This window comes from Steroidobacter sp. (genome assembly GCF_036402275.1).
Classification (GTDB): domain Bacteria; phylum Pseudomonadota; class Gammaproteobacteria; order Steroidobacterales; family Steroidobacteraceae; genus Steroidobacter.
Window position 1 is genome coordinate 76,020 of the sequence record NZ_DASWTF010000024.1, and the last position, 17,368, is coordinate 93,387.

The 17,368-nt window shown below is 58.6% G+C and carries 16 protein-coding genes and 1 tRNA gene; 9 read left to right on the forward strand and 8 right to left on the reverse strand.

The window, feature by feature from the left end:
• Positions 1–217 precede the first annotated feature (217 nt).
• Complete coding sequence (locus VGD45_RS11605) at positions 218–2,908, forward strand: putative bifunctional diguanylate cyclase/phosphodiesterase (RefSeq protein ID WP_331155463.1); 2,691 nt, start codon at positions 218–220, stop codon at positions 2,906–2,908.
• Positions 2,909–2,971: 63 nt separating this feature from the next.
• Here VGD45_RS11605 and VGD45_RS11610 read toward each other — a convergent pair whose 3' ends face one another.
• The 4 genes from VGD45_RS11610 to VGD45_RS11625 form a co-directional block, all read right to left on the reverse strand.
• Positions 2,972–3,685, reverse strand: a complete 714-nt coding sequence (locus VGD45_RS11610) for a TorF family putative porin (RefSeq protein WP_331155464.1) — start codon at positions 3,683–3,685, stop codon at positions 2,972–2,974.
• A gap of 295 nt (positions 3,686–3,980) precedes the next feature.
• Entirely contained in the window at positions 3,981–4,349 is a 369-nt protein-coding gene (locus VGD45_RS11615) for a cupin domain-containing protein (protein WP_331155465.1), read from the reverse strand.
• 145 nt (positions 4,350–4,494) lie between these two features.
• A complete protein-coding gene (locus VGD45_RS11620; protein ID WP_331155466.1) occupies positions 4,495–5,199 on the reverse strand; it encodes an OmpA family protein in 705 nt (234 codons plus the stop codon).
• Positions 5,200–5,447: 248 nt separating this feature from the next.
• On the reverse strand, positions 5,448–6,221 hold the full coding sequence (locus tag VGD45_RS11625; RefSeq protein ID WP_331155467.1) for a glucose 1-dehydrogenase: 774 nt from the start codon (positions 6,219–6,221) through the stop codon (positions 5,448–5,450).
• A gap of 262 nt (positions 6,222–6,483) precedes the next feature.
• Between VGD45_RS11625 and VGD45_RS11630 the strand changes: the two genes are divergently transcribed.
• Together VGD45_RS11630 and VGD45_RS11635 are read left to right on the forward strand one after the other, a co-directional pair.
• A tRNA-Met gene (locus VGD45_RS11630) sits at positions 6,484–6,560 on the forward strand.
• Positions 6,561–6,732: 172 nt separating this feature from the next.
• Positions 6,733–7,977, forward strand: a complete 1,245-nt coding sequence (locus VGD45_RS11635) for a tyrosine-type recombinase/integrase (RefSeq protein WP_331155468.1) — start codon at positions 6,733–6,735, stop codon at positions 7,975–7,977.
• A 16-nt stretch (positions 7,978–7,993) separates the two neighbouring features.
• Here VGD45_RS11635 and VGD45_RS11640 read toward each other — a convergent pair whose 3' ends face one another.
• Together VGD45_RS11640 and VGD45_RS11645 are read right to left on the reverse strand one after the other, a co-directional pair.
• Positions 7,994–8,305: an AlpA family transcriptional regulator gene (locus tag VGD45_RS11640; RefSeq protein ID WP_331155469.1), complete on the reverse strand. Its 312-nt coding sequence runs from the start codon at positions 8,303–8,305 to the stop codon at positions 7,994–7,996.
• 412 nt (positions 8,306–8,717) lie between these two features.
• A complete protein-coding gene (locus tag VGD45_RS11645) occupies positions 8,718–8,972 on the reverse strand; it encodes a helix-turn-helix transcriptional regulator (RefSeq protein ID WP_331155470.1) in 255 nt (84 codons plus the stop codon).
• A gap of 305 nt (positions 8,973–9,277) precedes the next feature.
• Here VGD45_RS11645 and VGD45_RS11650 point away from each other — a divergent pair, with 305 nt between their 5' ends.
• The 4 genes from VGD45_RS11650 (at position 9,278) to VGD45_RS11665 (ending at position 11,720) form a co-directional block, all read left to right on the forward strand.
• A complete protein-coding gene (locus tag VGD45_RS11650; RefSeq protein WP_331155471.1) occupies positions 9,278–9,802 on the forward strand; it encodes a hypothetical protein in 525 nt (174 codons plus the stop codon).
• 41 nt (positions 9,803–9,843) lie between these two features.
• Positions 9,844–10,245 carry a hypothetical protein gene (locus VGD45_RS11655; RefSeq protein WP_331155472.1) on the forward strand — a complete coding sequence of 134 codons (402 nt, stop codon included), beginning with the start codon at positions 9,844–9,846 and terminating at the stop codon, positions 10,243–10,245.
• A complete protein-coding gene (locus tag VGD45_RS11660) occupies positions 10,242–10,559 on the forward strand; it encodes a hypothetical protein (RefSeq protein ID WP_331155473.1) in 318 nt (105 codons plus the stop codon). The genes VGD45_RS11655 and VGD45_RS11660 overlap by 4 nt, the downstream gene beginning before the upstream one ends.
• A gap of 225 nt (positions 10,560–10,784) precedes the next feature.
• Positions 10,785–11,720, forward strand: a complete 936-nt coding sequence (locus tag VGD45_RS11665; RefSeq protein ID WP_331155474.1) for an MBL fold metallo-hydrolase — start codon at positions 10,785–10,787, stop codon at positions 11,718–11,720.
• Positions 11,721–11,870: 150 nt separating this feature from the next.
• On the opposite strand, the gene VGD45_RS11670 is transcribed toward VGD45_RS11665, so the two are convergent.
• Positions 11,871–14,003: a CehA/McbA family metallohydrolase gene (locus VGD45_RS11670; RefSeq protein ID WP_331155475.1), complete on the reverse strand. Its 2,133-nt coding sequence runs from the start codon at positions 14,001–14,003 to the stop codon at positions 11,871–11,873.
• 154 nt (positions 14,004–14,157) lie between these two features.
• Here VGD45_RS11670 and VGD45_RS11675 point away from each other — a divergent pair, with 154 nt between their 5' ends.
• Together VGD45_RS11675 and VGD45_RS11680 are read left to right on the forward strand one after the other, a co-directional pair.
• The gene (locus tag VGD45_RS11675) at positions 14,158–14,484 is read left to right on the forward strand and encodes a hypothetical protein (protein ID WP_331155476.1); all 327 of its coding nucleotides are present in this window, start codon (positions 14,158–14,160) and stop codon (positions 14,482–14,484) included.
• A gap of 311 nt (positions 14,485–14,795) precedes the next feature.
• The gene (locus tag VGD45_RS11680; protein ID WP_331155477.1) at positions 14,796–15,665 is read left to right on the forward strand and encodes an N-acyl homoserine lactonase family protein; all 870 of its coding nucleotides are present in this window, start codon (positions 14,796–14,798) and stop codon (positions 15,663–15,665) included.
• Positions 15,666–15,771: 106 nt separating this feature from the next.
• Here the strand turns inward: VGD45_RS11680 and VGD45_RS11685 are convergent, their stop codons facing one another.
• Positions 15,772–16,848, reverse strand: a complete 1,077-nt coding sequence (locus VGD45_RS11685; RefSeq protein ID WP_331155478.1) for a DUF3419 family protein — start codon at positions 16,846–16,848, stop codon at positions 15,772–15,774.
• Between the last annotated feature and the right edge of the window lie 520 nt (positions 16,849–17,368).

Consider the following 17,368-nt stretch of genomic DNA (forward strand, 5'->3'; position numbering starts at 1 on the left):
GGGGCAGCGCTGCGCAGACTAGCGCTCCGCTAACGGAATCAGCGCTGCCTCCAGACTAATTGTGGGTCATTCACGCCCCATCGACGCCTTGCGCCAGTGGCTCACCGCTGTGCGGGCGAGACTTCCCACCCTGAGCTCACCCGCGGGCGCTCGTTCAGGATTGCTCTCGCGCGTTCTAGCGCCTTGGAGCATTTCCACGCGGCTGACGGTCGCATTCGTGAGCGTCGCGGCTCTGGCGGCCGCGGCGAACTTCATCGTCGAACGCGGTGTGTCCTTCGTCGCGGACATCACGATGGTGACGCCGCCGGCGTCCTTGCCCGCCGTCGATAAAGCCACTCCGCTTACGGGCACTCCGGCCACAACCGCCCCGCCCGCGAAAACCTTGTCGGCCGACGAGCTGACTCGCGCCCTCGAACGCTTCGACGAAGCTGTTTACTCCGCCCTGCAATCCGACTCGATCGAAGTGCAGGCGCGCTACCGGCAATCGATCATCGAATTGGACCGCGCGGCCGAGAGCTTCATGATCCAGACCGAAGCGTTCGGCCAGCACACTTATATGTCCGTGCCCGCGGCGCTTCGGCAACACAAGGGCGATGCTGCTCGGTGGATCGATCTCTCGCAGGATCGCCGCCGGCTATTGCGTGAATATTCGGAAACGCTGGAGCACATGGATGGCCGCGTGAACGCGTCGCTCGACGGCGCGTTCAAGATTTGGGGTCGCGTAGTGGCCCGCCAATCGTTGGTTCAGCTGAACACCAGCCTCAGCGGTCTGCGCGACAGTTTCGCGGGCGCCGTGCGCACCTGGAGCACCAAGCCAGAAATATTCCAATCGTTGACCACGGCCGAAGCGGCGTTCGCAAAATCGCTGCTCGACAATGCACGAAGCCTGCGGCGCGCCGAAAGCGACGAATGGTTCTCGGCCATGGAGCGGGATTTCGCCAGGCTGGTCGAGGTCCGCACCGCCCTGGTGGAAACTCACCAGCAGCTGACGAGCATCGGCAACGGCTTCGTTACACAGACCATCAGGCTTCTGGCACGAATGCCGAAGAGCGTCGCGCCGGCCGAGCCAGCAACGGGCGTTACAAATGAACCGCATGAGGCGCGACCCCAGCAGGCTGACGGCGGCGCGCCGCCCATCGGCGAACACTCGCTCGTTACGAAGCCTTTAGCTTCGCCATCGCTGAGTGAAACAAACGCGGCCGCCGAGCCCGCCGAACCGACGTCTTCGAATCGCACACTGGTCGCCTGGATCAGCGTCATCGTGCTCGCCGTGCTGCTCTGGATCTCGATCGCGACCGTTCGCAGCGTCGTTATTCCGGTCCGTCGGCTCATCGCGGCATCCGAAAAAATCGCGGCCGGCGAACCCGATACCCGCGTCGCTCGCGGCGGCATCAAGGAACTGGACTCGCTCGCCGTCGCCTTCAACAACATGGCCGAGCGCCTGAGCAGAGCCCAGGCAGTCGCGCTCGACGCACATCATCACCTCGAAGAGAAGGTCGCCGAGCGAACACGGCAACTGCAAGAGCTGGCAGAAGTGGATCCGCTGACGGGCCTGCCGAATCGCCGCCATCTGTTCACTCTGTTGAATGCGAGCATCGATCGGGCCTCACGTGACGGCCGACGGGTGGGCGTCTTGTTCCTGGACGTCGATAACTTCAAGAACATCAACGACAGCATCGGCCACTCCTTCGGCGATCGCGTTCTTCGAGCCATCGCGCAGCGACTGCAAGCAGCAGCGCAGCCGGCAGGCTTTGCCGCGCGTCTTGGCGGAGACGAGTTCACGATCATCTATGAAGGCATCGGCGGGCCAGACGACGTCCACGCCGCCGGCGAACAAATCATTCGCGCTTTTCAGTCGCCGCTCGACATCGACGGTCGCGACCTGATCGTCGGCGTGAGCGTCGGCGCCAGCATCTATCCCGAGCACGAGCAGAATGCCGAAGCCTTGCTGATCGCCGCCGACACGGCGCTGTTTCATACCAAGTCGCTGGGCCGCGGCCGCGTGAGCGTGTTCACGCCCGATCTGCTGAAAGGCGCCTCCAACCAATTCCGCATCGAGCAGGACCTGCGTCGCGCCATCGAGCGCGATGAATTCGAGCTGTTCTTCCAACCCGAAGTCGGCATCGACGATCTGCAGACGCAACTGGTCGAGGCCCTGCTCCGCTGGCGTACTCCCGACGGCCGTTACGTGCCGCCAGGCGAGTTCCTGAGCGTGGCCGAACAGTCCGGGCTCATCATCGAAATCAGCGATTGGGTTTTGCGTACGGCAGTTCGTGCAGCTTCGCAGTGGCATCACGGCTCGTGGCCGCAAGCTCGTGTCGCGGTCAACGTCTCGCCGCGACAGTTACTCGACTATCGTTTCGTCGACCGCGTGCGAGAACTGCTCGCCGAGTACGATCTGCCGGCCCGCTGCATTGAGATCGAATTGACGGAGTCGGTGCTGCAGACCGGCCCGGCCACCATCGAGCAACTGCATCGCTTACGCGCGCTCGGCCTGGCCATTGCGCTGGACGACTTCGGCACCGGCTACTCCTCGCTATCGTCGCTCGAACGTTTGCCGCTGACCCGCGTCAAACTCGACCGCAGCCTGATCGAGAGCATCGACACCAACACGCGCTCCCGCTCCATCGTCCGCGCCATCGTTGAGATGTGCAACGGCCTCGGCCTGCAAGTGACGGCCGAAGGGTTGGAGCGCGCCGAGCAGTTCGAACGTTTGCTCGGCTGCAAGCATCTTTCGTTGCAAGGCTATTTGCTGGCGCGCCCGGCGCCGATGGAACAGGTGTTCACCGCGATGGCCAGCGCCGCGCAGCGCGCGCAAGAGCTGGTGCTGCTGTCCAAAACGAACGCCGTCGCGAGCGTGATCAAACAATTGCCCGTCGCGGCCGGGCGCGCGTCGGCGAACAAATAAAAAAAACCTCGCATCTTTCGATGCGAGGCTTTCGATGCTCGATCCGTCGGCGTCAGCCGTCGATCAATCGTTGCTCCACGGGAAGGTGGTAGCGAATGTGAAGATCACGCGCGACTCGGAACTGAAGACGTCATCCGGCGTGCCATCGGCGGCTTCGAGATCGCTGCCATCCACCCACTTCAGCGCCAGGTTGAACTGGTTCAACGTGTAGCCGACACCAACCGAGTAGTCGTAGTACTCGCTGTCCGCATCCTCCCAGTAATCGCCGAAGCTATAGCCGACGTGAGCCAGGATGGAAAAGTTTTGTGGCAGCGGGAACGTGCCGTTGGCTTCGGCATAAAACCCTGGCGTGTCGCCGTCGGTGGTGTCGCCGCCGAAATCGTTGGAGTACCACAGCTTGCCCTTGAACCAGTCCTTGCTGATGCTGCCGTACGCTTCGATGTAGTCGAAATCGTTGTCGTCGGGGTACGCGTAGTACACCACGCCCACGTCGTAACCGAGCCCACCTTCGCTCTGCCCGGAGAAACCGGTGTACACGTCCACTTCCAGATCGACGTCGGCGTCGCCGAAATCCACGTTGCTGCCCCAGGCGCCGATGTACCAGCCGCTCTCGGCGGAGAAGTCGATGCTGCCTTGGATGGCGGGATCCTGGGCCGTTTGCGTGATGCCGCGGAAGTCGTAGTCGCTCGCCAGCGTCCAGGTCGAACTGACACCGGCGTTCGCTGCCGCCGCTGTGCCCATCAATCCAACCGCAGCCAGAATCCTCAGTTGACGCATAGATCTCCCCTTTGTGGTGAGAAAGACACATGCCAAGCGCGGCATGTGGTTGAAGTTTACTTTAATTGGCCAGAATTACGCGGATCTGCGGCAAAAAAGCGACAGGCGCGCCCGTAAGTCATAATGCAGCAAGCATGCCAAGCCATTCAGGCTCGCTCGGGGCAGCAGCGGCAGGACCGAACCTTCAGCAACGGCGCGGCGTCTTGCATACAAAGTACTCCTTGCCCCGTGATCTTCGCTTTGCTCGCATATGGCGCGGGCGCCCCAATCTAGGGCACAGAATGGGTCTACTGCACTATGCCGGCTCGTAAATCACATACAGCTTGGCGGTGGGCTCCAACACCTCCCACACCCCGCTGAAGCCGGCCGGAATCACAAAAGAAGCGCCGGCCGAAAAGGTCCAGCCGCGACCGGATTCGTGCTCGATGCGCACACGGCCCCGAGTGATGTAACAAAACTCGTTTTCCGAATATTTCACGCGCCACTTCCCTGGGGTGCTCTCCCAGACACCGGCGAAGAAACGGCCGGTCTTATCGCTGAAATAATTGCGCGCCACCTGCTCGGGATTGCCCGCGAGCAAACGCTCCGGGGGCGGCTTGGAATGCGTGGTCTCGGGCGCGGTCGCTCCGAAGTCCACGATCAAGGCACTGGTGATTTCAGACATCACGATGCTCGCTAGGCACATTCAAGGAACTCGACTGTAGAAGGTGAGCGGCGCGCTGGCTAGGTCAAAAGCGGTGAAGAAAAAGCGGCCGGCGGAGGACACACCGGCCGCTGCGCGTCATGACTTACGCGACTTGCTCGCAGGCTCACTCGTTACGGGCCACCGCGGAGGTGGCAGTGGGGCGGATCGACAGACTCACCCGACGCTCCCACGCGTAAGCCTCCAGGTCTCCTTTGGGCGCCGTGGTCAGATCCGAGCCGTGCGCTGACAACTGAATCTGCTCCGGCGCGGCGCCACCACGAATCAGCGCCTCACGCACCGCGTTCGCACGTTCCAGCGAAAGCTCGAGATTCTTCTCGGACGAGCCGCGCGGATCGGCGAAGCCATGCAACTGCACTTCGAGCTCACCATGCAGCGCCAGCAACTTGCCGAGATCCTCGAGCTTGCCGACCACCTCGGTTTCCATGGTCGCGTCGTTGGTACGGAACATCACATCCGCATGCAGACGCTGAGCCAGTGCGTCGAGCATTTCATCGCCACCCGTACGCTCACTGGCCTTGGCCAGCGCGATGCGCGTGTCGATCAGCTCCTGCTCGAGCTTCTTGGACTGCTCTTCCACCTGCTTGGCATGCAGCTGCGCCCGCGACGCCGTGCCGACGCTGTCACCGAGAATGCCGCCGAACATGAAGCCCACCGCCGCGCCGACCGGGCCACCCACGATGGCGCCCGCCGCCGCGCCGCTGAACATGCCGACGCCCTCTTCTTTCGTGAACTTGTTCTTTTCGCCTGCGTGAGCCACGCCGCCACTCACCGCCAGGGCCACCGCCGTAATCAAAGCTTTCTTGAACATAGTCGCGCTCCTCCATCGAACCGGCCGTCGTTGCTCCCCTTGCGGGAGGCGGGTGACGTTTGCCCGTGGGAGCTATTCAAGACCTGGATGCGGACGCAATCCGATGCGCGCTGTGGCGAGGTGCGGAAACAATGTGGCGAATTGTGATGGCGACTCGGTTTCTGCGTTCCGGAGGAAAAATTTTTTGAATTTAGTTCCCCCTCCCGTGCACGGGAGGGGGCCAGGGGGTAGGTCTTCCGGCTGGACTGCTAGAGAGCGCTGCTGAGATGCCCACCGTCGACGACGATGGTCGCACCGCTCATGTAGCTCGACGCATCCGAAGCCAGCAGTAGCAGCGGCCCTTCCAATTCGTGCAGTTCTCCGAGCCGACGCGACGGCATGCGCTTGATCATCTGCGCGCCACCTTCGCTGTCGAAGAAATCTCTGTTGATGTCCGTCGCGAAATAACCCGGCGCGATGCCGTTCACTCGAATCTTGTAACGCGCCAACTCGAGCGCCATCGACCTCGTCAGCTGCGTGAGCCCTGCCTTGGATGCTGCGTACGGCGCGATCTGCCCCGCCTGCCGGAAGCTCAAGATCGATTCGATGTTGACGATGCTGCCGCCCTTGCCGTCCATTTTCATGCGACGTGCGACCTCGGTGGCGACGAGAAAGGCTCCTCTCAGATTCACATCGATGACCGCATCGAAATCTTCGGCGGTTTGCTCCAGCAGCGGCTTGCCGATCGACACGCCGGAGTTGTTGACCAGCACGTCGATGCGTCCGAATTCTTGCGCGACTGCTTGCACGGCCTGCCGCACCGACGCAGCTTCCGTCACATCGAGCTTCACCGTCGCGGCTCTACCGCCAGCCTCGCGGATGTCCTTGGCAATCGACTCCAGCGCCTCCACCCGTCGCGCCGCCAACCCTACTTTCGCCCCCTCGGCCGCCAGCACACGCGCGAAGTGCGCGCCGAAGCCGCTGGAAGCACCGGTGATCAAGACGACTTTGCCCTGAACGGAGAATCGCTGGCTGCTGGTCATGACTCCACCCCTGTATACCGGGCGGGACTCTACCAAACCGAACTTGCGGAAAAGCCGTCGGAACGGCGTAGTTCTACGCGCCTGCGTCGGCGCTCATCCGGCCGGTTCCCAGCCACTTATCCGGCAAACCCGGCATTTTCGGATCTCGAACCCGGATCCCGCCGCTCCGACCTTGACACCCCGGACGGCCGCCAGGAGAATCGCCGCCCCCGCCTTCCCCGGGCCCGCCTTTCTCGCGGCCCCGACTGTTGGCAAACGGCTTGGAAAGGTAGCTCAGCCGGTTAGAGCACGGCACTCATAATGCCGGGGTCGAGGGTTCGAGTCCCTCCCTTTCCACCACTCGTGCATCCGACGACATCCGCCACCGTCGCAGAACGCGTCAGAAATCGCTAAAAAACCCGAAAAAGTCAGGCCGAACTCAGCCGCTGACATCCGTGGACAGCTTACCATGGTTAGGGATAACTTCATGGGGTAACTCGATCTCCCATCGAGAGTGTGCGGGAGTTACCCCATGCCCAGGCTTACGGACATAAAGATCCGCAGCAGCAAGCCGCGAGCGAAGCCGTTCAAGCTCTACGACACGGACGGCCTGTTCCTCATCGTGAATCCCAACGGCTCGAAGTGGTGGCGGCAACGTTATCGCTTCGCCGGGCGCGAGCAACTGCTGAGCCTCGGAGTCTACGACGCCATCACGCTGGCAGAGGCCCGCGACAGAAGCGCGGAGGTTCGCAAGCTCGTCGCAAAGGGTGTGGACCCGTCAGCGCATCGCAAGGCGAAGACAGCTGCTCTCATCGATGCCAAGGCGAACACTCTGAAAACCGTCACCATCGCTTGGCACGAGAAGTTCAAACCACAGTGGAGCGCCCACCATGCACACCGCGTCCTGCAGCGGCTTGAGGACAACGTTTTTCCATGGCTCGGCGCCAAAGCTCTACGCGACGTGACATCCGCCGACATCCTGGCTTGCGTTGATCGGATGGCGAAGCGCGGGGCCTACGATACGGCACGCCGCGTGCTGCAGATTCTGAAAAAGGTCTTCAAGTGGGCGATAGGTCGCGGCCTCATCGCGGCCAGCCCGGCAGCGCACATCGAGCCGCGAGAGCAGTTGCCATCCATTGATATCCGCCACCGCGCGGCAATCACCGATCCGACACAGCTCGGCGCCCTAATGCGTGCGATCGATAGTTACCAGGGCGGCCTCGTCGTGAAGTGCGCGCTCCAGCTGATCGCGCTTACATTCGTGCGACCTGGTGAGTTGCGGCGTGCCGAGTGGCCAGAATTTCAGCTCGACGGCAAAGAACCAATGTGGCGCATACCAGCCGCGAGGATGAAGATGGGCGGCGAGGATCACATCGTCCCGCTGTCATCGCAGGCGATCGCTGTGCTCCGAGAGATCCAGCCGCTCACTGGTGCAGATGGCCGAGGCTACGTGTTCCCAGGCACCCGCAACGCTGCCCGCCCGCTCAGTGAAAACACGTTAAACGTGGCTCTGCGCGCGATGGGCTTCACCCAGCAGCAGCATTGCTCGCATGGTTTTCGAGGTACAGCCAGTACCCTCCTCAACGAGCAGCAATGGAACAAAGATGCGATCGAACTGCAGCTTGCACACATGCCACGGGACAAAGTGCGCGCCTCGTACAATGGCGCTGCGCACCTGCCTTTGCGTCGCGAGATGATGCAGGCGTGGGCCGACTATCTCGATGCGCTGAAGGCTGGTGTTTCGACCGTCCCGCCGACCAAGCGCCCGAAACCATGACCGACCCTGTGGGGCGTTAGACACGCGATCCCTTCGATTCAGCCCTCCCGACAACAGGGCGTGACTCGACCCACTGCCTGATTTCATCCTCGCGCCATGCACTCGCGCGCGCACTGATACGTCGCTGACGCGGGAAGCTGCCGTCGCGAATGTAACGATAGATAGTGTCCCGCCCCAATCCGGTGATCTCGATGACTTGCGGCAAGCGCAGCAGGCGGGGCGTCGCCAGCTCAGATACTGCAGCCTGACCACGAGGCATCCTCGCCGGCGGCGCAGATGAAGGATCGATAGTCGAAGACGTAGACATAGTGAGCCCTGGTGATGGCATTGAGAGGAATGGTTGCTGGCCGCGGCTGATGGCGGGTCACTCCGCAAGCGAATTGGGGAGCGCTGACGTACGAATCGTCGATAGGCTCTGGGAGCCAAGGGCTACAGCGACCGCTGGGAGGGCTCACTTCCAGCTTCAGCTTCTCATTGGATTAGTGCGTCGAAGGTTCGCACGAATTCAGGGCGGGGGCGCCGAGAACCAGGAGTTCGCTCGGCGACTGACTCGGACGCGCGAGACTGATCGCGCGCTGACAAAACTTAGGCCGACGGTGGTACGTGGTCAAGTCTCGGGCTCAATAATGAGATAAACGAAAAAGTTGGTGTACACCGCTGACGGAGTCGTGAGTGACAAGTTGCTGCTGGAGTCGCGCGCCTAGCCGGTGCAGTCTCCGCTTCCCCCACCCGCCGCTTCACTAGGACATCGATTCAGCGTCCTTGACGATCACCCACATTTGGGTCTCAAGCCCGGCGCACACTCGCTCGAATGTTGAGAGCTGGAAATCTTTCGTACCACGTTCGATTTCCCCGTAGTACGCGCGATGCATCTCTATGTGGTCAGCAAAGCCTTCCTGCGTGAACTGCTTGGCTTTGCGATGCTCTCGGATTGCTTCCCCGATGCGCTCTTTGAGCGGCCTGCTCGCTTCCTCTGTTTTGGGCCGGCGTGTCATAGGCCGGCAACTTAAAGCTAGGCTACTTGTAACACTACCATCCTAAAGATAGACTAGTTTAAGCTAGACATCAGACCCTCTCTGGCGGCATTCGGACGGGTGTTGAAAACACCGGCCGGATGCCTGACCAAAGCCCAACCGCGTGAGGTTGAGACATGGCCACCTGCAATGTAACCGGGGGCTTCCGTCGGGGCGCCCGCGCCGCAATCCACCTTCACACTTACCTATGGCAGGGCTGCACGACACCCTCAGCACCGTGCAGTGGCTCTACCCACCACTTCAGTGAAGGATCGAGGTGATGGGCCATGGGAAGCGAGAAACAATCCTGCAGAGACGGCCGAGGCCGCACATTCGAGCCGCTGCGGGTGTCGGTACACATCGAGAGCTGCAGAGCGCGCACAGCAAGGCTCAGCAACCTCGCTCACGCTGCATCGCAAGCATTGCATGTTTGCAAACAGTACGAGCACGACGAACCTCATCTCGGCACTTGCGTGGATGTGGCCCAGCATCTGCTGGACGACGTCGTGCGACAACTGCTGGACCAAGTACATACCGCATTGTCTCCACTCGGTATTGTTTCACACGACATCGATCCACAGACCCGCGCCATGGAGATTGCAGTTGGCTGTGAAGCGCAACGACTGGTGCTCGATCGCGCTCGAAACCTCGCGCTCGCGACGATCTACGTACTCAAGAGTAGTGGCATCGAGCCAGCGGACGACACTAACGAAGTTGTCAAATCGTTGCGTGACTTGGAAGAGGGAATTCGAACCGTCCTCGATGGCCTTCATCCAGCGACCATGTCGTTGCCCACGCCGACAATACATTGAGGTGCAAGCATGTCATCGCAAAAGTCGATCGCGAACAATCAATGTGGATTATCGCGCCAACCGCACGCCCCGAGCCACAAACGAACAAGCAAGGTTCGATGATGACTGAGCCGCCGCCCCCTGATCGGCCTGCCGATGCCCCTGACCCACCGGGCATCGAAGTTAATGACGCCTTCTTCCTTGCGCTCAGAAAAATAGCCAAGGAACTGGAGCACGCCAGAACAGAGCTAATGCAAGTCCATGGGATGCTCCGCTGCCTCGCAGACGTACTCAAGTACGCGGATGACGATGATTCCGTGATGCATTCCGATGTAGCTATTGTCGCTGCACGGTTGCTAAACGATGTTGTCACCAATTTGGAGCTGACGAAGAGTCAAATACCAACGAACAAAGAAATGGCCCGCTCTGTCATGGGCGAATCCGACAAGTACGTAGAAGTATGAGCACCGACACGCCCCCTTCATTGGCTTCACAAACCGTGCTGACTCTCAAGGCCCGCAAGATTCTGGATGAGCAACTACAAAATATCTTCGCGGTCTATGGCCTGTTGATCACGCTGGAAAAGGCGATCAGTCACCAGCCATACGGTGATAACGAGCTTCTCGCTTTCGCTGATTTCGCGAGAGCAGGAAAGATCATCCTAGATGACGTCACCGTTGCACTAGACAACCTGAAGGTGCAATTCGCCGAGGAAGAAGGAACTGACCACGACCATCTAAGCCCATCTAAGCCAGCACTGGCGATCCTGCTCCTTTAACCTAACCCGAGACCAGAGCATCAGCAGGTTTTTACCTTCGAGTACTCGAGGAAGGCAGCTTGATCGCGTTGCTGAGGGTCCACCTGGGGATCACGCAAGGTCGTACTGCTGCACACCAGGAAACGCATGGTGTCGTCGGCTACCGCCCGAGGGTACCGCCGAGTGAGGCAAAGATTGACTGCAAGACGTGAGAGGAGACCGAAGTTGACTGTGCGAGCAACAGCAATGGCCTTCGTGGCCGCGACTTTCGGCCCGACATCAGCGCACGCCGCGGCACCTCTGGTGAAGACCCAGGCACCGGGCTTCTATCGGATGATGTTCGGCGATTTCGAAGTCACAGCATTGAACGACGGAGTCGTGGCCTACCCGACAGCGCAGGTGTTGCCCAGCGCGACACCGGAGGTGATCCAAGCAACCCTTTCCGCCACAGGGCTCAAGGATCCCGTTGGCATGTCCTATAACGCGTTTCTGATCAATACCGGTAGCAAGTTGGTTTTGATCGATACCGGCACGGGCGGCAAATTGGACGACTCGCCGTTATTTCACGGGGCAGGTCGTTTAGTCGCAAATCTGCGCGCTGCAGGTTATCAACCCGAACAAATCGACGAAGTCTATATCACGCATGTAGGTCCCGATCACATTGGGGGCCTGACGCTTGGGAACCAGCGTGCATTTCCAAACGCCGTCCTCCGCACATCAAAGGCTGAAATGGATGCCTATCTCAACTCGGATAAGGCACGCGAAGACAAGTTCTGGCATCCATTTCGAAGCAACTTGTTCGAGCCTTACATTGTCGCCGGTAGGTTCAGGAGCTTCGACCAGGATATGGCGCTCGTGCCGGGCATCCGTGCGCTCGCTACGCCTGGACATACCCCTGGCCATACTTCCTTTGTGATCGAAAGCAAAGGACAGACGCTTATTGTGCTGGGCGATCTCGTGCTCATGGGCGCGATGCAGTTTTCAGATCCCACGCTTTCAAGTCCCTTTGATGCTGACCCGAATGCGGCTACCGCTCAGCGCAAGCGGATGTTGCACCTAGCGGCGGACCACGACCATTGGGTAGCTGGGGCGCATCTCTCGTTTCCCGGCATCGGTCACGTCCGATTCAAACACGGACAGTATTCGTGGAAACCGGTGAACTACACGATTCCACAGCAGTAGCCTCTCGATTGTTTTGGAGATAATTACATTGGTCGTGTCGACGACCGGCCAGAACGCTACTAGGCACTGGATTTACTCTACCGGTGAAAATGGCGTGGGAACGTCCCACCGTACGATCACGGCTTCCTGGCCGGATCGGCACGTCTCTCATTATTCCATCCCATGTAAACGGCATCGCCGATGCTTCGCATCGCTCAAAATGGCGTCATATGCCTTAGTAGCACCGTTGATGCGCTCCTGCAGGAGAGCCCTTTGGCTGGTCCAGTACTTCTTTCGCGGCTCTCGCGTGTCCCACGGCTCCAATTCAAAACCATTGACGACGTCCGCTTCGACTATTGCTCTAAGTTGTTGCTTCATATCTGCAACGATTTCGGGGACCGCCGCCAACTTGCAAAAGCTCCCTCCACTGGCCACAGAAATGTAAATAGGAGCGCTCACAGCCGAGACGTCCGCGCCACCAAACGCATCCCCCTTCAATTGAGACCGCCCTCTGCCCCCCGCCGCCTTCAGCACAAACCAAGTTCCTTGCACCGCTTTCATGTCATGGCTCAGTTGGAGCCTCTCAGCGCCCTCCTCGGAAACGGTCTGCTCCACTACACGACCCTGCTCGATTAGCTCCAGCTTGTGGATCCGATCAACATCAGGATTTATCGTTGCCACTGCGTCAATTGATAACACGTCTCCAGCATTGACCTTCACCTCGGCTCCCATGGGTTTGCCGTTCACCGTGAATTGCAACATCGGGCCGTTTGTCACAAAAGTCCGACCGGCCTTCAAACCTTCAAACCACCTATGCACGGAACTATTGCCGCCAACATACACGTAGTTGCGCACTGATCCAGGATAATGGTCAAAGTAGGGAGCATCAGAACCCGCCGATGGCGTCAGTTTGTATCCGAGATTTAGGAAGTCGAACCATCGTTCGGTGCCGAGGGTCCCTGCCTGCAACACTTCTACCAGATCAACGAGACCGTAAGGGACATCCAGCGACAGTCCCTTCGGCGCGTGCATTCGTGAGCCGGCGGCGTGAGCGTACCCGATGACCCCTCCCTGGCGACGAACATTCTCGAACGTCCGGTCGTATAGATAGTAATGCTCTGGGTCACTGTGCACCGGCTCTTTGAGATCAAGCCCGACTGTGTGGCCTAGATGCAAAGTACGTGGATCCTCTTGACCCGACACTAGCGTATAAGGCCAGTCCCCATATCGCCGCTGCTCACCCCATCGATCTTGCTTGCCGTAAACGGCGCCACTGCTCCCGGCTTGCAAAAGATTCGCCACGTGCAGATCTTCGCCCTGCATCAGCAATCTGACATTTACGTCGTCCCGCGTATCGTTGCGCGGATAGTGCATATGGGTATCACCCGAGTACCATCCTTTCGCCGTCATGTTCGCCCAACGCTGCAGATTCATGGCGACCGTCGTATCCTTGTTGGCCTCGATTACAATCGAGCGACTTGAGATTCGATACTCTAATCCGCGAGCCGCGATAATGTTATAGACACCTATCGGCAGCTTCGCACGATAGCTTCCGTCAATATAGAAAACCTGAAGATTCTTCGCTGGCCAAGAAACACTGCCTTGTCGAAGAGCGATGGTACGCGAAAGTTTAGAGCCAAACTTGAGCGTTACGGCCTGCTCCGTCGGGAGAGGCATGCGTCCAGTGGCATCGTAGATACCTACTCGCGCTGGCGTGGGCCTATTATCTTCATCCAAAACTCTCAGCAACAACGAGCCATAGGCTTGCGGCTGGATAGTTTCGTAACTGCGTTTCAACTCAATGCTACAGACCGTCACCTTCGACACGCCATCACGTCCACGTGGAATCGCTCCGATGGAAAAATCGGTGTAATGCAAGGCCACAGTGCCCATAGGACCGCCTGCAAACCGCGCCCGGTCTAAGGTGAATGTTTTCCGGTACCAACGCTCATCGCCTACAGGGAGCTCTATTCTCTGCATCCCCGGACTATCCACGCTCCTGTCGTACAGAACTTCCACGCCCGTACTACTTCTTTCTAGATCAAACTCCACCTCCACTAGCACCGACTCGTCGATGTCGTAGGCGTAGTCATCTAGCACGTCAATGTTGAGCATCGAACCAGACATGCAGTGCTTACCTTCAATCTCCTCCGTCATTCCTTGTGGGTATCCAATCGAGACGACACGATCTATTTGCGGACTGTGCCAATCAAGCGGTTGGGTAGTGTCTGCATTCACCACATGAGCATTAACAGGCACATTGATCAGAATCCCGCACCAAACCAGAAGAACAAGCAGCCGCATGACGCTAACCCTCGCTGGGGAATTCGATGAGAATCGCGCCCTATTTTCGTAGTGATTTGGCGCGTCCTGTAAGGTCCGGATAGTCAATCTTCCTGCTGCAAATCATTGGCAACTCGGGCGCTCCACGATCCAAGCAGGACTTTGTAAGCGGAAGATGGCTTGGGAACGGATCTTTAACCGCCTGCTCATCACCGTGCAGCTTGTCACAGTACGCGACCATTCGCTCGAGAATTGCGCCGCTGCAGACGAACAAACGATAGAGTCATCTGATGGCATCGATCAACGCTCGATAGGGCCCGACTCGGTGATGTTTATAGCGGTACGAGCCAGCTGCAGCATGCTGAACTCAACGGGGGCGGTACCGATGTTGATTGGTCCGGTCACATCACCACCACTTGCCGTGAACGCAGGTGCCTGCGTGGTCCATAAACTGTCGAAGATGCGCATCGCCTTGGTGCGCGGCTCCTGCTGGCAAGCTTGAGCCACCGGGGAAACACGCGCGAGGCAGCGCCTGCTGAATTCCGACGCGCGAATTCGAGCACAGATCTAGAGCTCTTCAAGCGCGGAACTCTATGGAAAATCTCCTTATTCGAATCCTGGTTTAAGCGTCGCGAGGGGTCAGGGCGTTTGGTAGCACGGTCTGCTCTCCTAGAGTAATCAAGCACTGCCATTCTCAACACACAGGAATGGCAGCTGCGGAGCTCCTGAGCAGCAATCTTGTCGTTTGCCCTCACGAGCGCGACGTTCAGTGCTTCTTGGCGCCAACGTCGCAGAGTACATCCGAGTTGATGGATGCCTTGTCAACAAGAAAACACTGCGTTGCGGCAACACTTCCGTACGCGCCGACGCCTAGCCGCACTGACTGTAGTTCTCGGGCTGCTATTGCTAGGTAAAGGTGCGGCCGACACGCCCGCTTCCGCTGAGGTTGAACTCTGGAGACTAGACTGTGGCGAGTTCGTAGACTTTCCCCTCAACGTTGCGTCCGACTCGTTCGCCTATCCAGGCCAGACAAAGACGCTCACCGATAGCTGCTATCTAATCCGGCATAACGCCGAGTACATGTTGTGGGATACGGGTTTTCGACCCTCTGAGTTAAAGGCGAAGGCCGACGGCGCCCGGGTCGAGACGCTCGTGCAGCAACTCGCTCGCATCGCGGTCGCCCCCGAGAGTGTCACGTTCGTCGGCATTAGCCACTTCCACTGGGATCACACTGGTCAAGCCTCCCTCTTCCCGGGAGCACGCCTGCTCATCGGCGAGCCGGATTTCGAACTTCTGGTCCGTGGCGCGCAATATGGCCAGCGCGACGATATCGGGCCCTGGCTGACGAACACCGCGAAGGTTGACCGAGTAGTCGCAGACAAGGACGTATTTGGCGATGGTACGGTAGTGATGCTGGCCACGCCCGGACACACACCCGGTCATCACTCCCTGCTGATCCGTCTGAAGGAGTTCGGCACGGTCATTCTCTCGGGGGATCTGTGGCACTTCACCGAACAGGTCAGTCACAATGGAATCCCGCCCTACAACGCAGACCGCGCTGCCACACTTGCATCAATGGATCGGATTCTAAAGGCGGCTGCGAATCTCAAAGCGAAGATCATCATTCAGCACGAACCCGCCGACATAGACAAGCTGCCAAGCTTTCCTTCATCGGTGAAGTGAAACGGGCTGGCACATGACGACTCACGAACTACCGTGGCGCTCGTCCAAGCATTGTCTCAGCGAGCAATCAGAGCGTGTTCGAGAACAACTCCGTAGCCTTGCCCCCTCAACCCCTAGCACGATACAGGCGGACCAGGGCGTACACACGAACCCTATCCATCGCCTTCAACTGAGCGCTCGCACAGGCGTCCAACTCAAGACCACAGCCTCCGGGCACTTTGTCGAAGGACTCGCTGGAATAGATCAATACAGGAGATCCGGGTCGCAACACTCTGGCAACCTCTCTGCACAGAAATTCGCGACTCCGCCGATTCAAGTAATCAATAATGTTCGACAGGTACACACCGTGACAGGACTGGTCACCGAATAAGCTCGGCACCTGATTTGGCGCTGACGGCACTACCTTGATTCGATCACCTATGTTCTTGAACCCGGAGTATCCGATTCTTCGCATGTGAGGAGGGATCATCTCTTCAGGAATAGCCGCGTCACCCTGGAAGTAGTGAGCGAACAGCGGGTTCTTTGTTATCCCTGCGGTGACCAGATGTTCAAAATATGGAAACGGATTTCGATTGTGTATCCTCGGGTACTCTGAATTCCTCCACTCAGCTTCCGGGTAGAACAGGTTCACGCGCGAGCCCACCAGATCGAAGAGCCAGACAAGCCAGGGCCTTGCAACGTAGCGTCGAAAGAGTTTGGACCGCTCGCCAGGATCAGAACTACGAATGATCTTGGTGCGCGTATTCGCTGAAGTTAGTAAAAGTACAACTCCCCACAACAGCTGAAGAAAGAAAGTCTGCCTGTTTGCGAAGAAGAGTCCCTTCTTCGCCCAGTGCCGGCGATTGCTCCACACCTTCCAATCTTCCGATGCGAGGCACTCCAACGCTTGATCAAAGAGATTGACTCTTTCCCTCGTCCCTACTGACCTGAGGCCCATCAGGGCCAAATAATCGTCGCTCCCAAGCCTGCTTGCCGCAGCCAGCTTGAAGGAGATCAATTGATAGAGTGTTCTTGCATCCTCGATGTCATATGCAAGGACCTCGCCTGCACCATGAGCCGCCAAGGAGATTGCAGCCTCTCCGGCACCATACGACGATATTGTTATAAGACGCTTGTCATGGGTCGGCTGCAACGCAGTCAATAACAGATCAAGATCATCGGATATACCGGTATGTTCCGGCATTAGCCATCCAGCAAAGGTTATCCGGAAGTCCAAACGCATTGCATAGCCCACCGAAACAATAAGTATCCTTGGCAACGTGGAGACGTACGCCGGGATGCACATTCAATGGCCGCATAACCACCAATCCGGGGATCCAGACGACCGGGGCAATGCGATTCCACGCTCACACGCTATCTTTCGGCGTATCAAACACCACGAACATCGTCTTGCTCTCAGCGCGCACCAGTATGGAAGCGGCTCATCTCCATAGAGGTCCGATAGGATCTGTTTGACACCATCTCAGCTCGCCAGAGTTCAACCAGCTGAAGTCATAGTCAACTCTCCCAAAAGCGTCAATCCTTTGGAACACGCGATTTCATGCCCGTCGCTCATGGCCAACGGATTGGGAGACAGATCCTTACCGACTTAGTGATGCACGATCCGGACATTACAGATACAAGGAACCAATACACTTTACCTTCCTGCTAAGGTATTTGAGATTCGCCTCTAGAGGATTAGCGGATCTCGGACCCCTTTATAC

What these genes read in the sequence shown, in the direction of transcription:
- VGD45_RS11610 (WP_331155464.1), bottom strand. Translation starts at nt 3,685, where the DNA reads ATGCGTCAACTGAGGATTCTGGCTGCGGTTGGATTGATGGGCACAGCG.
- VGD45_RS11615 (WP_331155465.1), bottom strand. Translation starts at nt 4,349, where the DNA reads ATGTCTGAAATCACCAGTGCCTTGATCGTGGACTTCGGAGCGACCGCG.
- VGD45_RS11620 (WP_331155466.1), bottom strand. Translation starts at nt 5,199, where the DNA reads ATGTTCAAGAAAGCTTTGATTACGGCGGTGGCCCTGGCGGTGAGTGGC.
- VGD45_RS11625 (WP_331155467.1), bottom strand. Translation starts at nt 6,221, where the DNA reads ATGACCAGCAGCCAGCGATTCTCCGTTCAGGGCAAAGTCGTCTTGATC.
- VGD45_RS11635 (WP_331155468.1), top strand. Translation starts at nt 6,733, where the DNA reads ATGCCCAGGCTTACGGACATAAAGATCCGCAGCAGCAAGCCGCGAGCG.
- VGD45_RS11640 (WP_331155469.1), bottom strand. Translation starts at nt 8,305, where the DNA reads ATGCCATCACCAGGGCTCACTATGTCTACGTCTTCGACTATCGATCCT.
- VGD45_RS11645 (WP_331155470.1), bottom strand. Translation starts at nt 8,972, where the DNA reads ATGACACGCCGGCCCAAAACAGAGGAAGCGAGCAGGCCGCTCAAAGAG.
- VGD45_RS11650 (WP_331155471.1), top strand. Translation starts at nt 9,278, where the DNA reads ATGGGAAGCGAGAAACAATCCTGCAGAGACGGCCGAGGCCGCACATTC.
- VGD45_RS11655 (WP_331155472.1), top strand. Translation starts at nt 9,844, where the DNA reads ATGTGGATTATCGCGCCAACCGCACGCCCCGAGCCACAAACGAACAAG.
- VGD45_RS11660 (WP_331155473.1), top strand. Translation starts at nt 10,242, where the DNA reads ATGAGCACCGACACGCCCCCTTCATTGGCTTCACAAACCGTGCTGACT.
- VGD45_RS11665 (WP_331155474.1), top strand. Translation starts at nt 10,785, where the DNA reads ATGGCCTTCGTGGCCGCGACTTTCGGCCCGACATCAGCGCACGCCGCG.
- VGD45_RS11670 (WP_331155475.1), bottom strand. Translation starts at nt 14,003, where the DNA reads ATGCGGCTGCTTGTTCTTCTGGTTTGGTGCGGGATTCTGATCAATGTG.
- VGD45_RS11675 (WP_331155476.1), top strand. Translation starts at nt 14,158, where the DNA reads ATGGCTTGGGAACGGATCTTTAACCGCCTGCTCATCACCGTGCAGCTT.
- VGD45_RS11680 (WP_331155477.1), top strand. Translation starts at nt 14,796, where the DNA reads ATGCCTTGTCAACAAGAAAACACTGCGTTGCGGCAACACTTCCGTACG.
- VGD45_RS11685 (WP_331155478.1), bottom strand. Translation starts at nt 16,848, where the DNA reads ATGCCGGAACATACCGGTATATCCGATGATCTTGATCTGTTATTGACT.